General features: G+C 43.1%; 12 protein-coding genes. 8 read left to right on the top strand and 4 right to left on the bottom strand.

Features of this window, described 5'->3' with window-relative positions; genetic code table 11:
* Position 1: 1 nt before the first annotated feature.
* Positions 2-3,085, top strand: coding sequence for a SusC/RagA family TonB-linked outer membrane protein (locus DSM08_RS02770; RefSeq protein ID WP_149524711.1), 3,084 nt, complete (start codon positions 2-4; stop codon positions 3,083-3,085).
* Between the two features lie 18 nt (positions 3,086-3,103).
* Positions 3,104-4,825 carry a RagB/SusD family nutrient uptake outer membrane protein gene (locus DSM08_RS02765; RefSeq protein WP_149524710.1) on the top strand — a complete coding sequence of 574 codons (1,722 nt, stop codon included), beginning with the start codon at positions 3,104-3,106 and terminating at the stop codon, positions 4,823-4,825.
* A 551-nt stretch (positions 4,826-5,376) separates the two neighbouring features.
* On the opposite strand, the gene DSM08_RS02760 is transcribed toward DSM08_RS02765, so the two are convergent.
* Complete coding sequence (locus DSM08_RS02760; RefSeq protein ID WP_149524709.1) at positions 5,377-5,907, bottom strand: 30S ribosomal protein S16; 531 nt, start codon at positions 5,905-5,907, stop codon at positions 5,377-5,379.
* Between the two features lie 225 nt (positions 5,908-6,132).
* Between DSM08_RS02760 and DSM08_RS02755 the strand changes: the two genes are divergently transcribed.
* From DSM08_RS02755 to DSM08_RS02730, 6 genes are all read left to right on the top strand, one after another.
* Positions 6,133-9,489 carry a UvrD-helicase domain-containing protein gene (locus tag DSM08_RS02755; protein WP_149524708.1) on the top strand — a complete coding sequence of 1,119 codons (3,357 nt, stop codon included), beginning with the start codon at positions 6,133-6,135 and terminating at the stop codon, positions 9,487-9,489.
* A 9-nt stretch (positions 9,490-9,498) separates the two neighbouring features.
* Positions 9,499-12,387 (top strand): PD-(D/E)XK nuclease family protein, encoded by a 2,889-nt coding sequence (locus DSM08_RS02750; protein ID WP_149524707.1) that lies wholly within the window; start codon positions 9,499-9,501, stop codon positions 12,385-12,387.
* Between the two features lie 143 nt (positions 12,388-12,530).
* On the top strand, positions 12,531-13,442 hold the full coding sequence (locus tag DSM08_RS02745) for a LysR family transcriptional regulator (RefSeq protein WP_149524706.1): 912 nt from the start codon (positions 12,531-12,533) through the stop codon (positions 13,440-13,442).
* Between the two features lie 60 nt (positions 13,443-13,502).
* The gene (locus DSM08_RS02740) at positions 13,503-14,543 is read left to right on the top strand and encodes a c-type cytochrome (RefSeq protein WP_149524705.1); all 1,041 of its coding nucleotides are present in this window, start codon (positions 13,503-13,505) and stop codon (positions 14,541-14,543) included.
* A 4-nt stretch (positions 14,544-14,547) separates the two neighbouring features.
* Positions 14,548-15,021 carry a DsrE family protein gene (locus tag DSM08_RS02735; protein ID WP_149524704.1) on the top strand — a complete coding sequence of 158 codons (474 nt, stop codon included), beginning with the start codon at positions 14,548-14,550 and terminating at the stop codon, positions 15,019-15,021.
* Positions 15,022-15,025: 4 nt separating this feature from the next.
* Positions 15,026-15,952 carry a molybdate ABC transporter substrate-binding protein gene (locus DSM08_RS02730; protein WP_149524703.1) on the top strand — a complete coding sequence of 309 codons (927 nt, stop codon included), beginning with the start codon at positions 15,026-15,028 and terminating at the stop codon, positions 15,950-15,952.
* A gap of 34 nt (positions 15,953-15,986) precedes the next feature.
* Here the strand turns inward: DSM08_RS02730 and DSM08_RS02725 are convergent, their stop codons facing one another.
* From DSM08_RS02725 to porM, 3 genes are all read right to left on the bottom strand, one after another.
* The gene (locus DSM08_RS02725; protein WP_149524702.1) at positions 15,987-16,856 is read right to left on the bottom strand and encodes a cupin-like domain-containing protein; all 870 of its coding nucleotides are present in this window, start codon (positions 16,854-16,856) and stop codon (positions 15,987-15,989) included.
* A gap of 147 nt (positions 16,857-17,003) precedes the next feature.
* Entirely contained in the window at positions 17,004-18,056 is a 1,053-nt protein-coding gene (gene porN, locus DSM08_RS02720) for a type IX secretion system ring subunit PorN/GldN (protein ID WP_149524701.1), read from the bottom strand.
* A gap of 21 nt (positions 18,057-18,077) precedes the next feature.
* Positions 18,078-19,601: a type IX secretion system motor protein PorM/GldM gene (gene porM, locus DSM08_RS02715; RefSeq protein WP_149524700.1), complete on the bottom strand. Its 1,524-nt coding sequence runs from the start codon at positions 19,599-19,601 to the stop codon at positions 18,078-18,080.
* Between the last annotated feature and the right edge of the window lie 7 nt (positions 19,602-19,608).

Here is a 19,608-nt window from a genome sequence, read left to right as displayed (position 1 = left end):
TATGTGCAAAAAAAGATTATCCAGGGCATTTCTTGCCAGTACGTTTTACCCAATTACATCGGTACTGACATTAGCCCTACTTACCCCAGATGCTGTGTTAGCATCTAACCTAAAAGAATCCAGTTCTATTCATGCCCTTGCTTTTCAAGAAGTAGTTAGTGGTACTATTAAAGGTGCTACAGGACCATTAGCCGCTGTTACCATCAGCGTGAAAGAAGATCCAAAAATCATCTCTTCAACAGATGAAAATGGAGCCTTCTCCATCAATGCTAAAGTGGGCCAAACCTTAATTATCTCCGCTGTAGGCTATGAAAAAGTAGAACGTAAAATCGAATCGAATAACATGAATATCGACTTGGAAGAATCTGTAAATTCTTTAGATGAAGTCGTTGTAGTGGGTTATGGTATTCAACAAAAGAAAGAAAGCTTAACTGGTGCATTACAAAATGTGAGCGGCCAAAAACTTAGAGACGTAACGACTCCATCGGTGGAGAACATGTTGAACGGTAAAGCTGCTGGTGTGTATGTAGCGCCAAGTACCGGTAGACCGGGAACCCGTGGTGCTGTTGTTATCCGCGGACAAGCATCGGTAAACGGTGTTACTAGCCCACTATGGGTAATCGATGGTGTAATCGTAGGGTACAGCCCAGGCGATTTAAACCCCGATGATATCGCCAATCTAACCGTGCTGAAAGACGCTGCTTCAACTTCACTCTACGGATCGCAAGGAGCCAATGGTGTGGTAGTCGTGACGACAAAAGCACCTAGATCGCAGAAAATGCAACTTTCCTATTCTACGAAATTAGGCTTCAACCAATTGACGAATGGAAATATGCAAATGATGAACGGTGCAGAATTATATGATTACTTCGCATCTTTCCAAAACGCAAGTGACATCAAATTCCCGAGATGGAATGAAGAGTTAAGAAACTCAAACTTCGATTGGTGGGATGTCGCAACTCGCAACGGATTCACCCAAAACCACAACATTTCCCTACAAGGCGGTAATGAAACTTTACAATCTTACCTTTCCCTAGGATATTACAATGAATTAGGAGCAGTCAAAGGTTTTGACTACGACCGCTACAATATCCGTTTGAATACGGTTTACAAGCCATTCGAATGGTTGAGCATCAAACCTTCGATCGTTGCCGCACGTAGAGGTACCGACGATAGACAATATGATACAGGTGCGATGGTGACTAACCTTCCTTGGGATAGCCCATATGATGCGGATGGAAGTTTAGTACCACACCGCTACAGCGGATGGGTAAACAATGCAAGCACGAACTACTTATACGACTTGCAATGGAACAAATCTGCAACCACTAACTATGAACTACAAGGTAACTTCGACTTTGATATTCGATTAACAGATTGGTTGACATTCGCATCGGTAAATAGCTACCGCACGAACTTATATTCTTCCTCAGGATACACAGATCCACGTTCCAATGGAGGTGAAAGTGTGTTAGGCCGTATCACAGAATATCGTTTAGACAATACACGGCGCTATACGAACCAATTATTGCGCTTCAACAAAACGTGGGACAAGCATGCAGTTAATGGTATTGTTGCCTATGAATTCAACGATTTCAACGAAAAGATTATTGATATCTATGGAACAGGCTTCTTACCTGGCTTCGAGGTGTTGGACGTTGTTGCTAAACCAGAGCGTACAAAAGGTTCAATCAACGAATGGGCAACTCAGTCTTATCTTGCCAATGCAAACTACGCATACGACAACCGCTATTTAGCGCAAGCGTCCTTCCGTAGAGATGGTGCTTCCAATTTCGGTACCGACGTAAAATATGGCAATTTCTTCTCCATCAGTGGAGCATGGAATATCCACAACGAAAGCTGGTTCAATGTTGATAAAATCAACAACTTAAAACTTCGCGCAGCATACGGTTCTGTAGGTAATAAGCCAACATCATTATATCCACAGTACGACCTTTATGCAATCACTTCCCAATCAGGCTACAACGGTACACCGGGTGCTTTAATTAACCAAATCGGAAACCCGAACCTACAATGGGAGAACACCTATACTGCAGGCGTAGGAGTAGATGCGGGATTCTTCAACAATCGCTTACGCCTAACCGCTGATTACTACAACAAAACGACAGACAACGTATTGTTCCAAGTTCCGGTAACAGGCTTAATCGGGGTTACATCGATTTGGAGAAATGTTGGTGAAATGCAAAATAGAGGTTATGAATTGACTATTGGTGGTGATATCATCAAAAAAGGAGACTGGTTATGGAGTATGGACCTCAATTTAGGACATAACAAAAACAAATTGACCGACCTTTACAAAACCTTGCAAAACGGCGAATTGATCTCAAAACCTATTATTGCGGGCGACAACTCCGGCATCGCGGGTTCGGCACAACGCCTATTAGAGATTGGCGCTCCTGTCGACACCTATTACATGATCGAATGGGCTGGCGTAAATCCAGACAACGGTAAACCAATGTGGTACAAAGATGATTTGGACGCTGAAGGAAATGTAATCGGCAAAAGCAAAACAGAAAAATACGCTGAGGGAACATACCGTAAAATGGGCAAAGCAGCAGCAGACTTATTCGGCGGATTCGGAACGTTCGTAGCTTACAAAGACTTCGATTTGACAGCGAACTTCGGTTTCTCTATCGGTGGACAGAAATACAACTATGCACGCCAGGAATTAGATGCTGACGGAGCATATGTTGACAGAAACCAAATGAAATTACAAGATGGTTGGAGCCGTTGGGAAAAACCAGGCGATGTAGCCACTCACCCGGTAGCACGCTACAACAACTCCAACAACGGTAACAAAGCATCATCAAGATACCTGGAAAGCAATGACTTCTTAAGATTAAGATCATTAGCTGTAGGTTATTCATTCAAACTACCTCAATACTATTTAAGCAACGTGAGAGTATTCTTGTCTGGCGAAAACTTATTCACATGGACAGATTACTCGGGTGTAGATCCAGAAGCAACGATCCATCCGGAAACTGGAAAACTGTTGGAAACAGCGCTTCCTGCGGTTTACCCTGCAACACGTAAGTTTATGTTTGGTTTGAATGTTACATTTTAATTGAGGGGATTATATCATATGAAAAAGCTATTATTTATACTATCGGCAACAGCATTGTTCTCCTCTTGTGAGATCGACAGACTGCCAAAAGGATCAATGGATACAGAAGGGGTAGCGGAAAATCCGCAAGCCCTGATTACAGGTGCATACGCACAATTAAAAGCATGGTCTGATCCCATGCACCGCGCTGGTGAATACGCAGGTGATAACATGATGATTCGTGGAGCATCAACAGATGCTTTCTATGAGTTCATCTCCTTCTCCCGCACACCGAATAACTACCGCTTATCAAACTTCTGGGACTACAGCTACAAGGCGATTGCACAAGCGTCGAATGCGATGAAATTCCTAAAAGAAGGCGAAAACGTTGAGGTAGACAACCAGATTGGAGAGTGTTACTACATCCGCGGTTTAATGTACTTTTATTTGGTGCGTGCATACGGCCGCCCATATTACCAAAGTCCGGAAACTAACCTTGGAGTGCCAATTGTAAATGGAACACCGGAGAACCCACTAGGCGACCTGAACTTCCCAGACCGCGCAACAGTGAAAGAAACATACGATCAGATTATCGCCGATTTAACGAAAGCTGAATCATTGCTGACGCTAAGTAAAGGGAATATCTACGCTACCAAAGAAGCAGCACAAGCATTGCTTTCACGGGTTTACTTATACATGAGCGGAACCTATGAAGCACCCAATGCGCAGTACGCGAAACTTTCAGCAGAATATGCGGATAAAGTGATCAACTCAGGCAAATTCAACCTGTTAGGTCGCGCGGAATTCATGCGCTATAATACTTTTACTCCAGAGAACAACAAAGAAACAATCTTTGCCGTAAAACGCTTAGCATCTGAATTCTCGGGCAGCGATCATTACTATGGTGTTGGTGGTATGTATGCAAACATTGGTGGTCAAGGTTGGGGAGAAATGTACGCAAGTGCAAAATACATCGATCTATTGAACGAAACCGGCAGAAATGACTGGAGACCCGATAGCTACAAGATCGTTGATGCGCGTGCTGCTTTTATCGAACCTACCTACGATGACAACGGCGGTAAGTACACCGAAGTTTTCCGCTACATCAAACAAGATAGCGAGACTTCTAAAAACTACATGCAAGACACCATCATTCGCAGTGGAAATACATTGATCGCGAAGGAAGTAACAACGGTAGACAAAAAACCTGTTGTGGACCGTTACACGCTGACGCCTGTAAATGCCTCACAAGGAATCTATTCGATCAAGCATAAAGACGGAAGACCCTATACCGGTGTTTTAGACTATTACATTTCCTTGAACCGTGCTTACCCACAGTTCTACATTGTAAAAGCATCGCGCGAAGGCGAGAACTCACACCTACACTCACCAGTAATCAGCAGATTAGGTGAAATTTACTTAAACCGGGCAGAAGCCAATGCCAAACTCGGTAAATATGCTGAAGCATTAGCAGACTTAAACAAAATCCGTACGCGTTCTATTGAAAACGGCGCCTATACTAGTCTATCAGCAGCCGACGCAAGCGAAAAAATCGATAAAGAACGTCAGTTAGAATTAGCCTTCCAAGCAGAACGCAGCTATGATGTATTTCGCAACGGAAAATCCCTCACACGCGACTACCCAGGACCACATGAGCAACAAGCAGTAATCCCTGCTACCGATTACCGTGTAATCTATTACATCCCACAATCGGCAATCAACTCTTATCCTGGGCAATTGACACAAAATCCAACACAGTAGGCTTAGATGTTAGATGTTAGACATTAGACAATTAGACCTTTGATAGATAGTAAAAATGCCAACCGAAAGGTTGGCATTTTTACTTTTGACTAGCTGGCTTTCTTTCCGCCGCGTCGGGACTAGAAGCAGACTTACTTTATCTATTGCATTTTCAGACCCCAATACTTACCCCAATCAGAGCGGCTCTGATTGGGGTAAGTATTGGGTCAATGTCGACGCTAGTATTTAGTAGTTAGTATTTAGACCAATGCCGGGAGTAGATTTTAAATATAAGATATTAGACAGTAGTGTCGAGGGATTTTTTCTCAACTAGGAAAGGAAGGATAAAAAGATTAACAGGATCTTGCCAATCCTAGTATCCTCCCTTTCTTGGTTCAAAACAAAATTCCTCTTCCTCTCTAAACCCACGGGTAAAACAAATCTTCTTTACTGATTCAGAAAAAATCCCTAACCCGCCCTACTCTAATGTCTAATATCTTATGTCTAATATCTAAAAAAGGCCAGTCTGCATAGCAGACCGGCCTTTTTTCAATAAAAGATTTTCGAAAGGATTATCCTTCTGTTTCTTCTGTGTTTTCTTCAGCAGCTTCTTCGGCAGCTTCTTCTGCAGCAGCTTCTTCAACTGGAGCATTTTTAGCAGCGATAGCAGCAGCTTTTTCTTCTTTTTTCTTAGCTTCAGCAGCTAGAGCAGCTTTTTTAGCTTCTCCTTTAGATTGTGCTAAGCCAGATTTTTTACCTTCGATTTTCGCATCATTTCCTTCAGTCCAAGCAGCGAATAATTCTTCTGCTTTAGCCTCATCGAAAGCACCTTTTTTCACACCACCTTGTAAGTGTTTTTTGTAAAGAACACCTTTGTAAGAAAGGATAGCGCGAGCTGTGTCAGTAGGTTGTGCACCATTGTTCACCCATGTTAATGCTCTATCGAAATCTAAGATGATAGTTGCTGGGTTAGTGTTCGGGTTATAAGAACCGATACGCTCAATGAATTTACCATCACGTGGAGCACGTGCATCTGCTACTACTACATGGTAAAAAGGTTTTCCTTTTTTACCGTGTCTTTGCAATCTGATTTTAGTTGCCATGTTTTAATTTATTTTATGTATTCAACATATCCCCCGTTGCTACATGCAGGAGGGGACGCAAAGATACAAAAATTATAATTACTAAAAAGCTAAATATCAAAAGATTGTTAACGCAGAAACACCGAAGATCGGCGTACCTCAAACTGCATCTCCCTATTTCGGATTAAATTTGAGGATTAAGCCGATATTAGCGATATTCAACCTCATAAATCCGCGTTCATTGCTATGTCAGGAAAAGCACCTCTAAAGATCGTCAAGGCATCTGCCGGGTCTGGAAAAACATTCAGTCTTACAGTACATTACCTCAGTCTATTGCTCGCCAAGGAAAGCAACTACCGGGAGATACTCGCCGTTACATTTACCAATAAAGCAACGGCGGAGATGAAAGAACGTATTCTATCCGTACTGCATGGTCTTGCAATCGCTGATCCGCATAGGAATATTGAAAGCTATAGAAAACTTCTATTAGAGCAATATCCCGAATGGGATGCCAACACTTTGCAGGAGAAAGCTTATCGCGTTTATCGCCGCATACTGCACGATTATAGCCATTTCTCGGTCAGCACCATCGATGGTTTCTCCCAAAAGGTAATCCGTAGCTTCACCTATGAGCTCAACCTTGATGCAGCGTATGCCATCGAAATGAATACCAATAAGGTGAAAAAGGATCTGACCATTATGCTGAATCAGCTTTTGGATGAGAAACCTGAACTATTAGAATGGATTATCGCGTACGCGGAGCAAAAGATAGCGAATAATGAAAACTGGAACTACCGACAGCAACTTATGGCATTGGCAGGTCTTATCTTTTCAGAAAACTTCCAGGAATTTGACTCCTACTTGCTCACTGCCGACACCAATCAGGTTTTCAATTTACTGCAGAAAGAAATAGCCGAGAAGTCTAAAGCCTTCCTTGCCACCTTTTCTCAGGCAATCGAGGCCTTCAAGGAAACATTCCGCTCCTTGGGCGTAGACGAGTCGGAAATGAAAAACAAGTCTCGCAACAAGCTCATTTCCGCAAGTAAAGTCGATAGCAACCTGCACAAAATCAATGAAACAGATCTGCAAAAGATATTTGATAAGTTCCTGATCCTCCAGGATAATGATGACGCTTTTACCGATCAGAATAAAGAAGTTAGATACGACCTACAAATCGGCATTCAACCTGCGCTGCAAACGATCTTCGAGATACACAAACTATTTCCAAGCTATATCGCTTATAAAGCGGTCGAAGCTAACCTCTACTTCCTACGTTTGTTGAAAGAGATGAGCGACCTCTTGAGTTTATGGCGCAAAGAGAATGCATCGCAACTGATTTCGGACTCGCAGATACTACTGAACAAATTAGGATTAGATGAAAACAACGATCCCACATTTATATGGGAGAAAATAGGGAACCGATACAATTATTTCCTGTTTGATGAGTTTCAGGATACGTCTAGAATTCAATGGAAAAACTATAGCCCACTCCTACTCAATGCGCTCGCCAATTCGCAAGGAAAAATGAGCGAGCATCTTATTGTGGGCGATGTGAAGCAAAGTATTTATCGCTGGCGAAACGGCGATTGGCGAATCTTGCTACAACAAGTCGAGCAGCAAGTTTCCGACTCGTTCCACCTGAACGAACAATCGAGACCACAATTTATCGATCAGGGTGCGCTGTTGACCAATTACCGCAGCCTTCCGAATATCATTAAGTTGAATAATTACCTCTTCAGCAGTATTCCACAATTGATGCAAAATGTATTGAATGAGCAGGTACTTGAATCGTTGAATAAGGAAGGTAAGGAATGGTGGACTGCCACAGGGAATGATCAGATGCTGATCAAAGCATACGAAGGCAGCAATCAGGAACTCCCCGAGCAACTGCAGGCAGATGCTGCGAACCAAGGCTCTATTGAGATAACATTTCTTCCGGTAGAGAATGGAGCGCGCAGGCGCAATCAGGTCGAGGAAGCATCTATCGATGCCCTCTGCGAAAAAGTTGCCGAATGGATCAGCAGCGGACGCTATCAGCCTTCGCAGATTGGTATCCTCGTTCGTAGCAATGCGCAGGCGAGACTCCTCATTCAACAATTGATGGATTACAAAAACACCCATCAGTTGAACTATGAGGTGATCTCTGGTGATGCGCTTACTTTGGTTTCGAATCATGCGATCCAGTTATTGGTAGAAACATTCAAAGCGCTGGTCTACCAGTCAGACAAGCATGTTATTCAACATGCCAACATGGCCTACCTCTATCAACTAAGCAAAGGAAAATCTGCCTTTGATCAATCCTATTGGTTAAAATTCAGAGACAATAATATTCAGGAACTTCAGGGGTTAGTGCCCGATGAGCTGATTGCGCAATGGGACGCTCTACAGAAAATGCCATTGATACATCTGTCGGAGAAACTGATCGAGATCTATGGATTAACTGATGAAGGCAGCATTCACCTGCCCTATTTACTGGCATTCAAAGATATCATCACCGCCTTCTCCGCAATGGGCGAGCGCGGTTTGATACAATTTCTGGAATATTGGCTGGAAGATGGCGAAAAAGCAGTGCTTCCAAGCAATGGAAAGATTGATGCCATTGAGGTTACCACCATCCACAAATCTAAAGGTCTCGCTTATGATGTCGTAATGCTTCCTTTCTGCTCTTGGAGCTTAGACGGTATGTCGCGAGGCGACTTCTGGATCAATGTAGAAAACAGTCCTTTCGCTGCATTAGGAAAGATTCCTATAAAGTACAGTAAATCGCTCGGCAACTCGATATTCTATCAGCAGTATTTCGAAGAGATGCTCTTCAATTACATGGATGCGTTAAACACATTCTATGTAGCAAACACCCGTGCGAAACAGCACTTATACATTTCGGCGCCTCAGTTTAAACAGAATGTTGACAAGAAGACTGGTGAAATTAAAGGTTTTGAGCCGAGCAACGAGTATATTTCTGATTTACTGATACAAGCCCTCTCAGCAGATAACGCGGTATTCAAGTTGGAAAACAATCAGCTCAATATACAGCATATCATCAGCAAATCGGATGAAGCTTTGAAAGCCGAAGGCAATTATATCGCGCTCCAACATTATCCGATATCCAATGTATTGGAAAAGGAATGGGAACACGCGAGCACTAGAAGCATCAATAATATCCTGATGATGGAGAAAGCGGCGCAATATGGGGTACTGGCCCATGAAATCGTATCGGAGGCATCGCAGGAAAAAGATATTGATCTACTGATCGATAAATATATTCAGGAGGGGATTCTCCCTATGGAAGACCGCGAGGCACTGTTGCAGGAGATCCACGAAATATGGCATCACCCGCAAATCAATAGCTGGTTGAATGGTGATTTTAAGATTTGGAACGAAGCAAGCATCATTACAGCCGATGGAGAGACCATTCGCCCCGACAAGGTATTTACCAGCCCCAACAGTACGATAGTGCTAGATTTCAAATTCACGCAGGGAGATTATGTAGGCCACAAGGCGCAGGTTGATAAATACATGAAGGCCATCCGAAATGTAGGTTATGAAAATGTAAAAGGCTATCTGTATTATGCCAAATCAAAAGAATTAGTAGAAGTTATTTAAGCAATCCCTATGAACAAAGCATTTCTACGCCTAGTAGCAGAAGATATTCAACAACGATATGGCAAAGATATCTCTGATATTGCCGTCGTTTTCAATAATAAAAGACCGATTACCTATTTGAAAAAGCATTTGGTCGATGTTTATCAGCAGGCAATCTGGTCGCCACAATTCTTTACCATCCAAGAGTTCTTTAGCTTGTCGACGACGAAGGTACAGGCATCGCCTATCAGTCAGTTCTTCTATTTATACGAGCTTCACAATGAGCTGCTCGCCAAGGAAGGCGTCGAACCGGAGACCTTAGAAGAGTTTTATCCCATCGCGGAGATTATCCTCAGCGACTTCAGTCAGCTAGACTACGATCTTGTGGATATCGCTCAAATCTTTATGGAGCTTTCCGACACGACGGAAATTGAGCTCGCCTTCCAGCATTTCACGCCCGAACAGCAGGCTTTTATTCGACAATTCTGGCAGTCGTTCAGCGTTCAAGGACATACGGGAGTACAGAAAAGATTCCTTCGCTTATGGCGTAGACTACCTACATTATACAAAGCCTTTAAAGAGCGTTTGCAAGCTGAAGGTCAGACGAATTTCCCAACCATATACCGCGATTTGGCGGAGGGTAAGGCAGAAAATGAGATCTTTGTCGACCAGTTTAAACAAGTACTCTTCGTGGGTTTCAATGCCCTCAACAGAGCCGAAGCTAAACTATTCAGAGAATGGCAGGAACAGGGCAAGGCGCTTTTCTATTTCGATGCGGACAGCCATTACCTGGATGATAAACTACAGGAAGCAGGTCTGTTTATCCGACGCAACATTTTCCAAACGGGATTATTGAATGCTTTAGGCGATGTTCCAAACGTTATCGGGAACCGAGCAGATGATGTACATGTGTATCAGAGCTTAGGAAAGATCAGCGAAACGAAATTGCTATACGACTTGTTGAGCGAAAATCAGGATCAGAGCAAGTCATCGGCTATTCTACTTGCCGATGAAAGCATGCTCGTTCCGCTCTTGCAGAGTTTACCTTATACGGATGTGAATATCACGACCGGATATCCGCTAATTCAATCGCCAATCTATGGTTTGTTGGATCTTTGGATGAATGTGCAGGTGTTGATATCCCAGCAACATAAAGAAAAAATTCCTTATCAGCTGTTGGAGACCTACTTAACCAATCCGATGAGTAAGGTGTCGAAGCAACAAAAGCAACAGATACAGACTGAGTCGGCAGATAAGCAATTGTTTGAAGTGGAGGTCAAGGAAATCGATATCAGCCAATCGGTACTGCCGCATTTCTTCCGCAAATTACAGTCTGCCGAGCAGACTATACCGACCTTAAGCGCAATGATCGACAGTTTATTGCTTTCGCTGGCAGACAACGACCGTATCCGGCAGATTGAGTCTAACCTGCTGATGGAGACGAAGAAGGTGCTGAATCAGCTCCAACTGGGATTCTCCAATCTGGGAAAACTGAGCATTGGATTCCAAATCGGATTGATCAGAAAGGCCCTCGGACCGATTAGCTCGGCTATTGAGGGTAACCCACTTAAAGGTTTGCAGATCATGGGGCTGTTAGAGAGTCGCTGTCTGAACTTCGATCAGGTGTATATCCTGGGTGCCAATGAAGGCATTTTGCCGAAGACATCGAATTCGCCAACTTTCCTGCCCAACAATTTAAGGAAAGCATACGGGCTTCCTGTCTTAGAAAACCAAGACGCCCTATCGGCTTATTTATTCTATCGCCATTTTCAATACAGTAGCGATATTCATCTATTCTACAATGCGGTAGTCAGTGAAAGCAGCTCGGGCGAGGAAAGTCGCTTCATCAAACAATTAGAGTTTGAAACCAAGTTCAACTTCGTAAAACATACGCAGCAACAACCGCTGACTTTTCCAACGCAGCCGCAGGAATTGGTTATCGAGAAAACAGGCGAGGTCTGGAATAAACTATACGGCAGCTATATCAAGCATGGGAAGCGAATTTCCGCTTCTGCATTCACTAGCTACCTGCAATCGCCCCTGCAATTCTTCTTGAAATATGTCGCCGACATCAAGGAACCACCTTCCATAAGTCAGGAATTCGAGATGAATAAACTTGGGACTGTCATACATGAGAGTATGGAAGAATTGTTGGCTCCGCTAAAAGCAGTCGATGATTTTGTTGCGACCGAAAGCTTGAAAGCGAAACTGGAAATAGCAGATCAAGTGGTCTTGAAGCAGATTGGTAATGAATACCTCACAAGCTTCAATACGGTCAATGAACTCAATAGCTTGCAGCGCATCATGCATAAGATTGCTGCCGAGTATGTGAAAATGTACTTGCGATATGATATTGACCAGTATCAGGCGATCCGTATTGTCGAGCTCGAAAACAGTGATGATTATATCCTAGATTTTCCAATAGAAATCAACGGCAGCATTGAAACCGTAAGTTTATATGGTATCATCGACCGCGTTGATGAAGTGCTCACAAAAGATGGGCAAACAAAGCTTCGTATCGTCGATTACAAAACCGGTTCGGATAGCGTAACATTCCGCAACCTAGATGTAGTATTTGCGGCAAACACGGAAAACAAAGCGCTTGTGCAAACGCTATTCTATGCCTATGTATATGAGCAAGTAACGGGCCTTCGTAATCTCGAGCCTCACCTATACGTCGCAAGAAGGATGCGTGAAGACGGTACTGTCTTTAAAAACAATAATGGTAGCTTTGTGCTTAGCCATCAAACCCTCGCCGAGCAAAAGGAGGTTTTTGTGGCATTTCTGAAAAGTACGTTAGAAGAGCTTTTTGATCAGCAAGTACCGTTCAAACATAATCCCGATGCAGCAGTGTATCCCTCAGATCCCTTTACATTGTTTTATAAGTACAGCGTGAAGGAAAGCGCGGTGGAAGATTGAAGTAGTTAGTAGTTAATATTTAGACCTATGGCGGGATTAGATTTTAGAAATTAGAGTATTATTTAGACCGATCGAGTCTATTTTAATCCTTCACTGAAATCTATCTATTTCTTCAATATTCAAAAGTTCAATAACATAATCTGATGTTAGAAGTTAATTTTAGAATCAAAGTATTTTACCATGCAGCGAAGAGTTTAAGCTTTACGAAGACTTCGCGTGAGCTTTTCATCAGTCAACCTGCTGTTTCCAAACATATTCAGGAGCTGGAAAGCCTGGTAGGGCATGCGCTGTTTCTAAGGAATGGAAACCGTCTACAGCTTACCGAAGCTGGTAAAACATTAATGGAGGCTGCAAGTACGATCAGCAAGCAATACGAATTGCTAGATTATAGGCTTGGGCTTTTAAATGATAAACTAAAGGGTAATCTCGTGATTGGCGCTAGCACTACCCTGTCGCAGTATATTCTTCCGCAACTCATCGCTAAATTCACGGAGGAAAACCCATTAGTCAATATCAAGTTGTATAATGGCAATACTGCGCATGTAACAAAGTGGTTATTCGAACAGAAGATTGCGCTTGGATTTGTTGAGGGTTTGGCCGAGGACAAGTCTTTAAAATACACTAAAATATTAGACGATCAACTGATCTTTATTGCTCGCAGCAAGCATCCGATCTTTCAACAACAGGAGCTTTCTATAGATGATTTCAGCAAGCAGGAGTTTGTTTTTAGAGAACCGGGCTCGGGAACAAATGATATCGTATTCCAACGGTTTAAAGAGATAGGGATTGATGCAAAACATCTGATCAATCGCGTTGAAATGTCTAGCTCCGAGTCAATTAAAAAATACATCCAATACAAAGATAGTATTGGGATTCTCTCAAAATTTGCCGTCAAAGAAGAGATCGAAAGCGGCAAATTAGCAGAGATAATGAATGATAAATGGGCTATTGCGCGCAACTTATATCTCGTTCATCTGCATGGGGAAGTTTCGGATCTTCCAAAGCAATTCCTGCGATTCCTGAATAGAGAATTGAAAAACTTCCATAACAAATAGTTATAAGGCATAACAGAATACCGTTTTAACGCTTATGGAAAGTAGGCTAAGTTTGCTTCCATGGCAAATCACTCTAACCAACCGGTAAACTTACTTCGCGAGATCAATAAGCTCAGCAGAATAACGAAAGCGATGTCTATCCTTTTTGTCTTGCTAGTGATCCTTATTTTCTTGCTTCCTTTTATCCCATTTCAACAGCAGCATGCATCTGCCGCAGTGGAGCAACCTTCGAAAGAAGCGGATGGCCAGCTGTTGAACAGCGTGGAAGACTTCAAGCTCAGCCCCTATCCCGATACAGAGGATGGAAAAATGGCCGCCTACGGCGAACAACTTATTCGTGAAACGTATAAGTATTTAGGTCCTGAAAATCCTAAAGTTGCGGCCTTTACTGGGAATCGCCTTGCCTGCGCTTCCTGCCACCTGGAAGCCGGCACAAAAGCCTATGCCGCGCCTTACGTTGGATTAAGCGCCTTATTCCCCGTTTATAGTGGGCGCGACGGCAAGGTTGGCACCTTGGAAGACCGTATTAATGGTTGCTTCGAGCGGAGTATGAACGGAAAGAAGCTACCCATTGACAGCAGGGAAATGCTGGCCATGGTCAGTTATATCAAACACTTAAGTGCTGATGTACGGATCGGGAAACGGATTAAAGGGCAAGGTTTTGTAGACTTAAAAGTACCAGACCGCAAAGCTGACCTCAATCATGGACAACTCGTTTTCCAGAAACAATGCGTCTCTTGTCATCAAGCAGATGGACAAGGATTGCCTAAATTGGCAAACAATCCGAAGGATGGCTATGTTTATCCACCATTATGGGGAGAGGATTCTTTCAACGATGGAGCAGGTATGGCGCGGGTTATCACAGCGGCAAAGTTTATCAAAGGCAACATGCCTTTAGGTGTTGATCCCTTAGAGCCTGTTTTAAGCGATGAGGAAGCTTTTGATGTTGCGGCCTATATAAACTCCTTCGACCGTCCTCAAAAGTCCAACAAGGAGCTGGATTACCCTGTGTTAAGCCAGAAACCTAGAGATGCCGCATATCCGCCATATGCGGATAATGTTACACAAGAACAACATAAATACGGACCTTTTAATTTTTAAGCATATGAAAAAATTTATTGTACTAGGCTGCTCACTTTTATTGGGGATGAGCCTGTACGCCCAAGACAACAAGAATATGGAAACAAAACTGAAAGAAAACGCGGAATATCAAGGCGCTGAAGCGCATAAGAAACACTATCAAGTGATCTATCAGCTGGATAGCAATAACCCGGATATTATTAAAAAAGCGATCAGAAACATCAACAACTTACTCAACGATCCTCGTCTAAAGGGTAAAGTTGAAGTTGAGTTGATTACCTTTTCTGGTGGTACTGAAGCACTTTTGAAAACATCCGCATTCGAAACGCAGATCAAAGACCTGATCAATAAAGGCGTACGGGTAGCGCAGTGTAGCAATTCGCTACAGGAGCGCAACTTGACCAAAGAACAGATGTTTGACTTTATTGGCTATGTGCCTAGTGGGAATGGTGAACTTGTTATTCGCGGATCAGAAGGTTGGACCATCGTAAAACCTTAAGTTCATGAATACATCCGCATTAAAGAAATCTATTGTCGCACTACTTAGTGTTTTCATCATGCAACAAAACAGCAACGCCCAAGAGCATAGATATGATCCGCCATGGAATCCATCCCCGGAGTCTGCCGTCAATTTCACCATCCCCGGAATAGACAATGTACCGGATCTATATGGCGATATCGTCGACCCGCAATTGGTGGTTTTCTTCGCCGGCAACCAGTTTATGTGCATCCCGGAGTTGATCACCGCCTTTAAGAAGCAACATCCGGAATACGAGCGTATTTTCGTAGAAACCCTACCTCCGGGTATTCTTGCGAAACAGATTGAAGGAGGTTCCATTACGATTGGAAACCTTCGCATTACACATAAACCCGATGTGTATGCCGCCGGCACCAATAGAATTCAGGGCATGAAAGAGCATCTCAACAAAATAGATACTTACGCTTTCAATAAGTTGACTATTATGGTCCCTGCAGGAAACCCTTCGAAAGTAACGGGTATTAAAGATTTAGCAAAACCTACGCTACGCGTCGCAATGCCTAATCCGGCCTGGGAAGGTGTGGGAAATCAAATTGTATCTGTTTACAACAAGATCGGCGGTAAACAACTGGAAAAGCAGATCATGGAAACGAAGGTAGAAGATGGAACTACCTATCTCACGAAGATTCACCATCGCGAGAGTCCCATGCGGATATTGTATCAACAAGCCGATGCAGCTCCTGTATGGCATTCTGAAGTTGTATTTCAGAAACTGCTTAAGCACCCTGTTGATGAAGTCGCGATTCCAAATGCTGATAACGTAAAGGCCAAGTATCAGATTGCTAGCTTAAAGAATGCCCCAAGGGCAAAAGCCGCAGCAGACTTTCTAGGTTTTATGCAGACCAAAGAAGCGAGAGAAATTTACAAGAAATATGGTTTCGAAACACCATAAACAAATAAAGGCTGTCTTTGCAGACAGCCTTCTCTTATTTTTTATATTTTCTTATCGCTCGACTAGCTCGAGACTGCGCAGTTTTGATTTTGTAATCAAACCATTTATCCTTAAATATTTTGCGCATTGTATCATCAAAATGACGAGTCACGAATAAATTTCTCGCCCCTTTCAGCTTTTCAGTAAGTGAATTTGCTAATGCACGAACAGAGATTGAATAGCCTTCAGTTTCGTACTGGATGTAATGCCACCATCCCGCAGGCATATATAATGTTTCCCCCGGACCAATTACTGCCTCATAGCCATCCAAATACTCAATTGCAGGGTATTCACTAACACTGCTAGTTTTCAAGTTAGCAATGCTATGAAAGTTATAGGGAAGTTTATACATTAAGTCAGACTGATCATTTGGAAACAACCAGATACGCTTCTTTCCTTGGAATTGCGTAATGAAAACATGCGACATATCAATATCGAAGTGATTACGCGTTGCGGAGCCCTCTCCACCAAAGAACATATAGGGTAGCCATTGAAGAACCTTTCCTCCTGTCACATCATTGAAGATTACATCCTTCTTCAGCTCTGGTCTTATCTTCATCAAATTGAATAAGAAAAGACGTAATTCCGTAGGCTCTGTGCTAATTTTATCCAGATACTGGCCAAAGCTCATTCTGCCCACCGGAGGGCTCGCAGCATGGTTTTGGGATTCTTCCTCGCGTCCATATACATCGATTTGCTCGTTGCCCGCTATTTCCTTGAAATAATCGTAGCTCCACTTGGTCCAACAAGGGCTGTCCTTACTTACGAAATCCTTTATGATGACCGGCTGACCCTTGTTCAGATAATCTTTTACAAAGTCATTTGGAGCAATCCCAGAGATACTATTTACAGGTTTTAATTTCACAAGATTACCATTTACGTGTTAGTACAAACATAAAAAAAATATTTCTACAATAAATATTCCCAAAGTATCGCAATTAACATTTTTTATCGCGAAACAGTGACAAATTATGTAGAAATATTCTTCTAAAAAATGATAACCGTCAGATTTCTAGTAAGACCACAAGTCTTGCTCGTAATCCATCAACGATTTTTTAATTCTTTCTGATTCAAACAGGCGCTCCATGTCATCACTGATATAATCTTTGATTCGAAGATCCTCAGGGTTTGATTGCTTCACGATATAGCTTGCAAACATGCGTTTGATAAAGATATCATCATAGCTCAAGCCGGTAGCGTCGTTATGTCGATTCATGACCTCTTTGTTTACAAGGACATGACGTGCCTCTGGGAAATATACCCAGAAAGCCGGAGTCGCATCGATCTGCGGGATGAAACTATTGCCACCTACCGGAGGAAGAGCTACATCTGCAGGAGGAGTTGCATTCGTTGTTGTTTCCGTATTATTTTCTGCTGGAACCGCAAATGGATCAAATGGGTCTACTGGAGCACTGCTCCCTGCATCTGTACCCGTTCCGTCAACCGGCATGATAATATCCGACGCACCTGGGATCTGAGGCGTAATCAAAGGCGCTATGCCCACAATACGAGCCTCGAATACCGAGCGTTGCTTATCAAATATCCAATCCTCTTTGATACGAAACTTCACCACCTGCGTTGCATCGAAATCACGCTGTTGGTAGCTCGATCCGATTACCTCATTATTCTCATTGAATTCTTCTACCAAGATCGAATCGCCACCAAAACGAGCCATCACCTGATCGGGTGCTAGCAAAGTCTTGAACGAATCGCCGTTAGGGTCATCTTTGGTAGGCGTTGGATCGTATGCGCGTAATTTACCCTCTTGGATCGCTTCTAAGAGAATATTAATCAAACTCGACTTAGGAGATGCGAAAGCTTGATTCATCTTCACACGCAGATCCATTTCGCGCCATACACGTTTGCTGAAAGCGATATCCGTCTGACGAATATTAGCATAAGGAACGACCTTCCGATTTTCGAAATCTGATTTCACTACATATCCATCAACTGGAGGCAAGGTGTCAACTGCCTGAACGGGGTCTACACTATTGTTCAGGTTCTCCTGTTGTGCCGAGGCTTGCAAGGAGAAAAAAACAGTTGCTGCTAATACTAACTTTTTCATGATACTAATCATCTAAATTGATTAATTGGTAACCTGGAACGTAATAGGGTCCAAGTTTTGGGCAACGCCGTCAGGCCCTACCCCTACGATATCATAGATCATTACCACCGAACCACTGGTCACTCCTGATAAGCCAGACTTCATCTGTGCGCTAAAGTTTGATCCACTGGTTGTGTAAGGTCCTATAGGATCTACACGTGGTTTTGCGATATACATATTGAATTTAGAGATGCGGAACTTCGCATCAAATTCGAAATTATCTAATGAGGCAGCAACCACGTTCTGACCGCGTAATTGTGCTGCAGAGATACGACCTCCTGTTTTACCAGCAACGCGAGCCGTCGGTTTTGGAATACGCTTCACACGGAACTTCGTACTGCTCAACTGCTGCGTCTTGTCTCCAATTTTTGCCGATACATTAACTGTTGCTTCTCCGGTTGAAGAAACACGAGCATTATATTTACCGCCAGACCCAGAAATCGAAACTCCGGAACCCGAAACAATCAGATTCTCACGAGCAATACCAGGAGCAGAAACCGAAATAGGGTTATCAACACCGATGTATAGCACATTCATCTTATCCGGAGATACCACCGCCGAAGGGCGAGCAACCTGATAAGAAATCGGCTCTGTTTCGTAAGTTTTCACTGTACCGTCAGTTTGCTGAACGCTGATTAATCCTTTCCAGCTGAATACCCCTTCTGACGACGTATTCACCGAGTACATCCCTTGTCCATCAACAACCTGCAAAGGACTTCCGTTTACTGAAATCTGAGGAGTCGACTTGGAGTCGTATGCCGTCAGGAATACTTTTGCTGTGTAAGGCTGGCCTTGAATTAAGTAAGAAGTCGGAGCAACAGCAACTGCCGAGAAACGGTCTAAGTTTACTACAGCTTGATCCATCTTACCAAAAATATGTTTTACAACTGCAGACTCCGCATTCTTCGCATCTGCATTGATTTTCTCTAATGCTGTGATAGCAGCGGTCAAAGGAATACCATCTCCAAAGTTGGCTTCTTCCCAAGTCTTCTTAACCCCACCACGATCCTTCGGATCTGCTGCTAAAAGCGCAAAATCAACCTCGTTGTTCGTCAATTTCTTCAATTCTGCAGCGGTCTTATTAATCAAGTCGCGCAATTCTTTTCCGCGACCCTGATTGATCATCAATCGAGGAGAGATATCAACGTTACTACGCTTGCTTACATCGCCGGTGCTCTCTTCCAGACCACCACCTTCTTCCATAAACAATCGGTTATATTCCGCTACTTTGCTCGTCAAAGCCGCTACTAGTTTCTGTGCTTGCTCAGCTTTCGTTAATAAAGGCTGTGCGCGCTCCGGGTTCTCCTTCATTTTCGTTTCACGGAAAGAAAGGAACATATTATCGATACCCGTTTGGGTATTTTCTGTCGATGTTTTTAAACTATCACCCAAGTTTTTGAAAGCATCCAGAAGGGAATCACTTACATTTAGTGCTACTAAGCCTAGTAGAACCAAATAAAGGATCCCGATCATCTTCTGCCTTGGTGTTTCTTTTCTACCTGCCATAAGTCAG

Source organism: Sphingobacterium hotanense, assembly GCF_008274825.1.
In the GTDB taxonomy this organism is placed as follows: domain Bacteria; phylum Bacteroidota; class Bacteroidia; order Sphingobacteriales; family Sphingobacteriaceae; genus Sphingobacterium; species Sphingobacterium hotanense.
The sequence above is the reverse complement of the archived record's forward strand: the minus strand, read 5'-3'. Positions and strand labels throughout refer to the sequence as shown.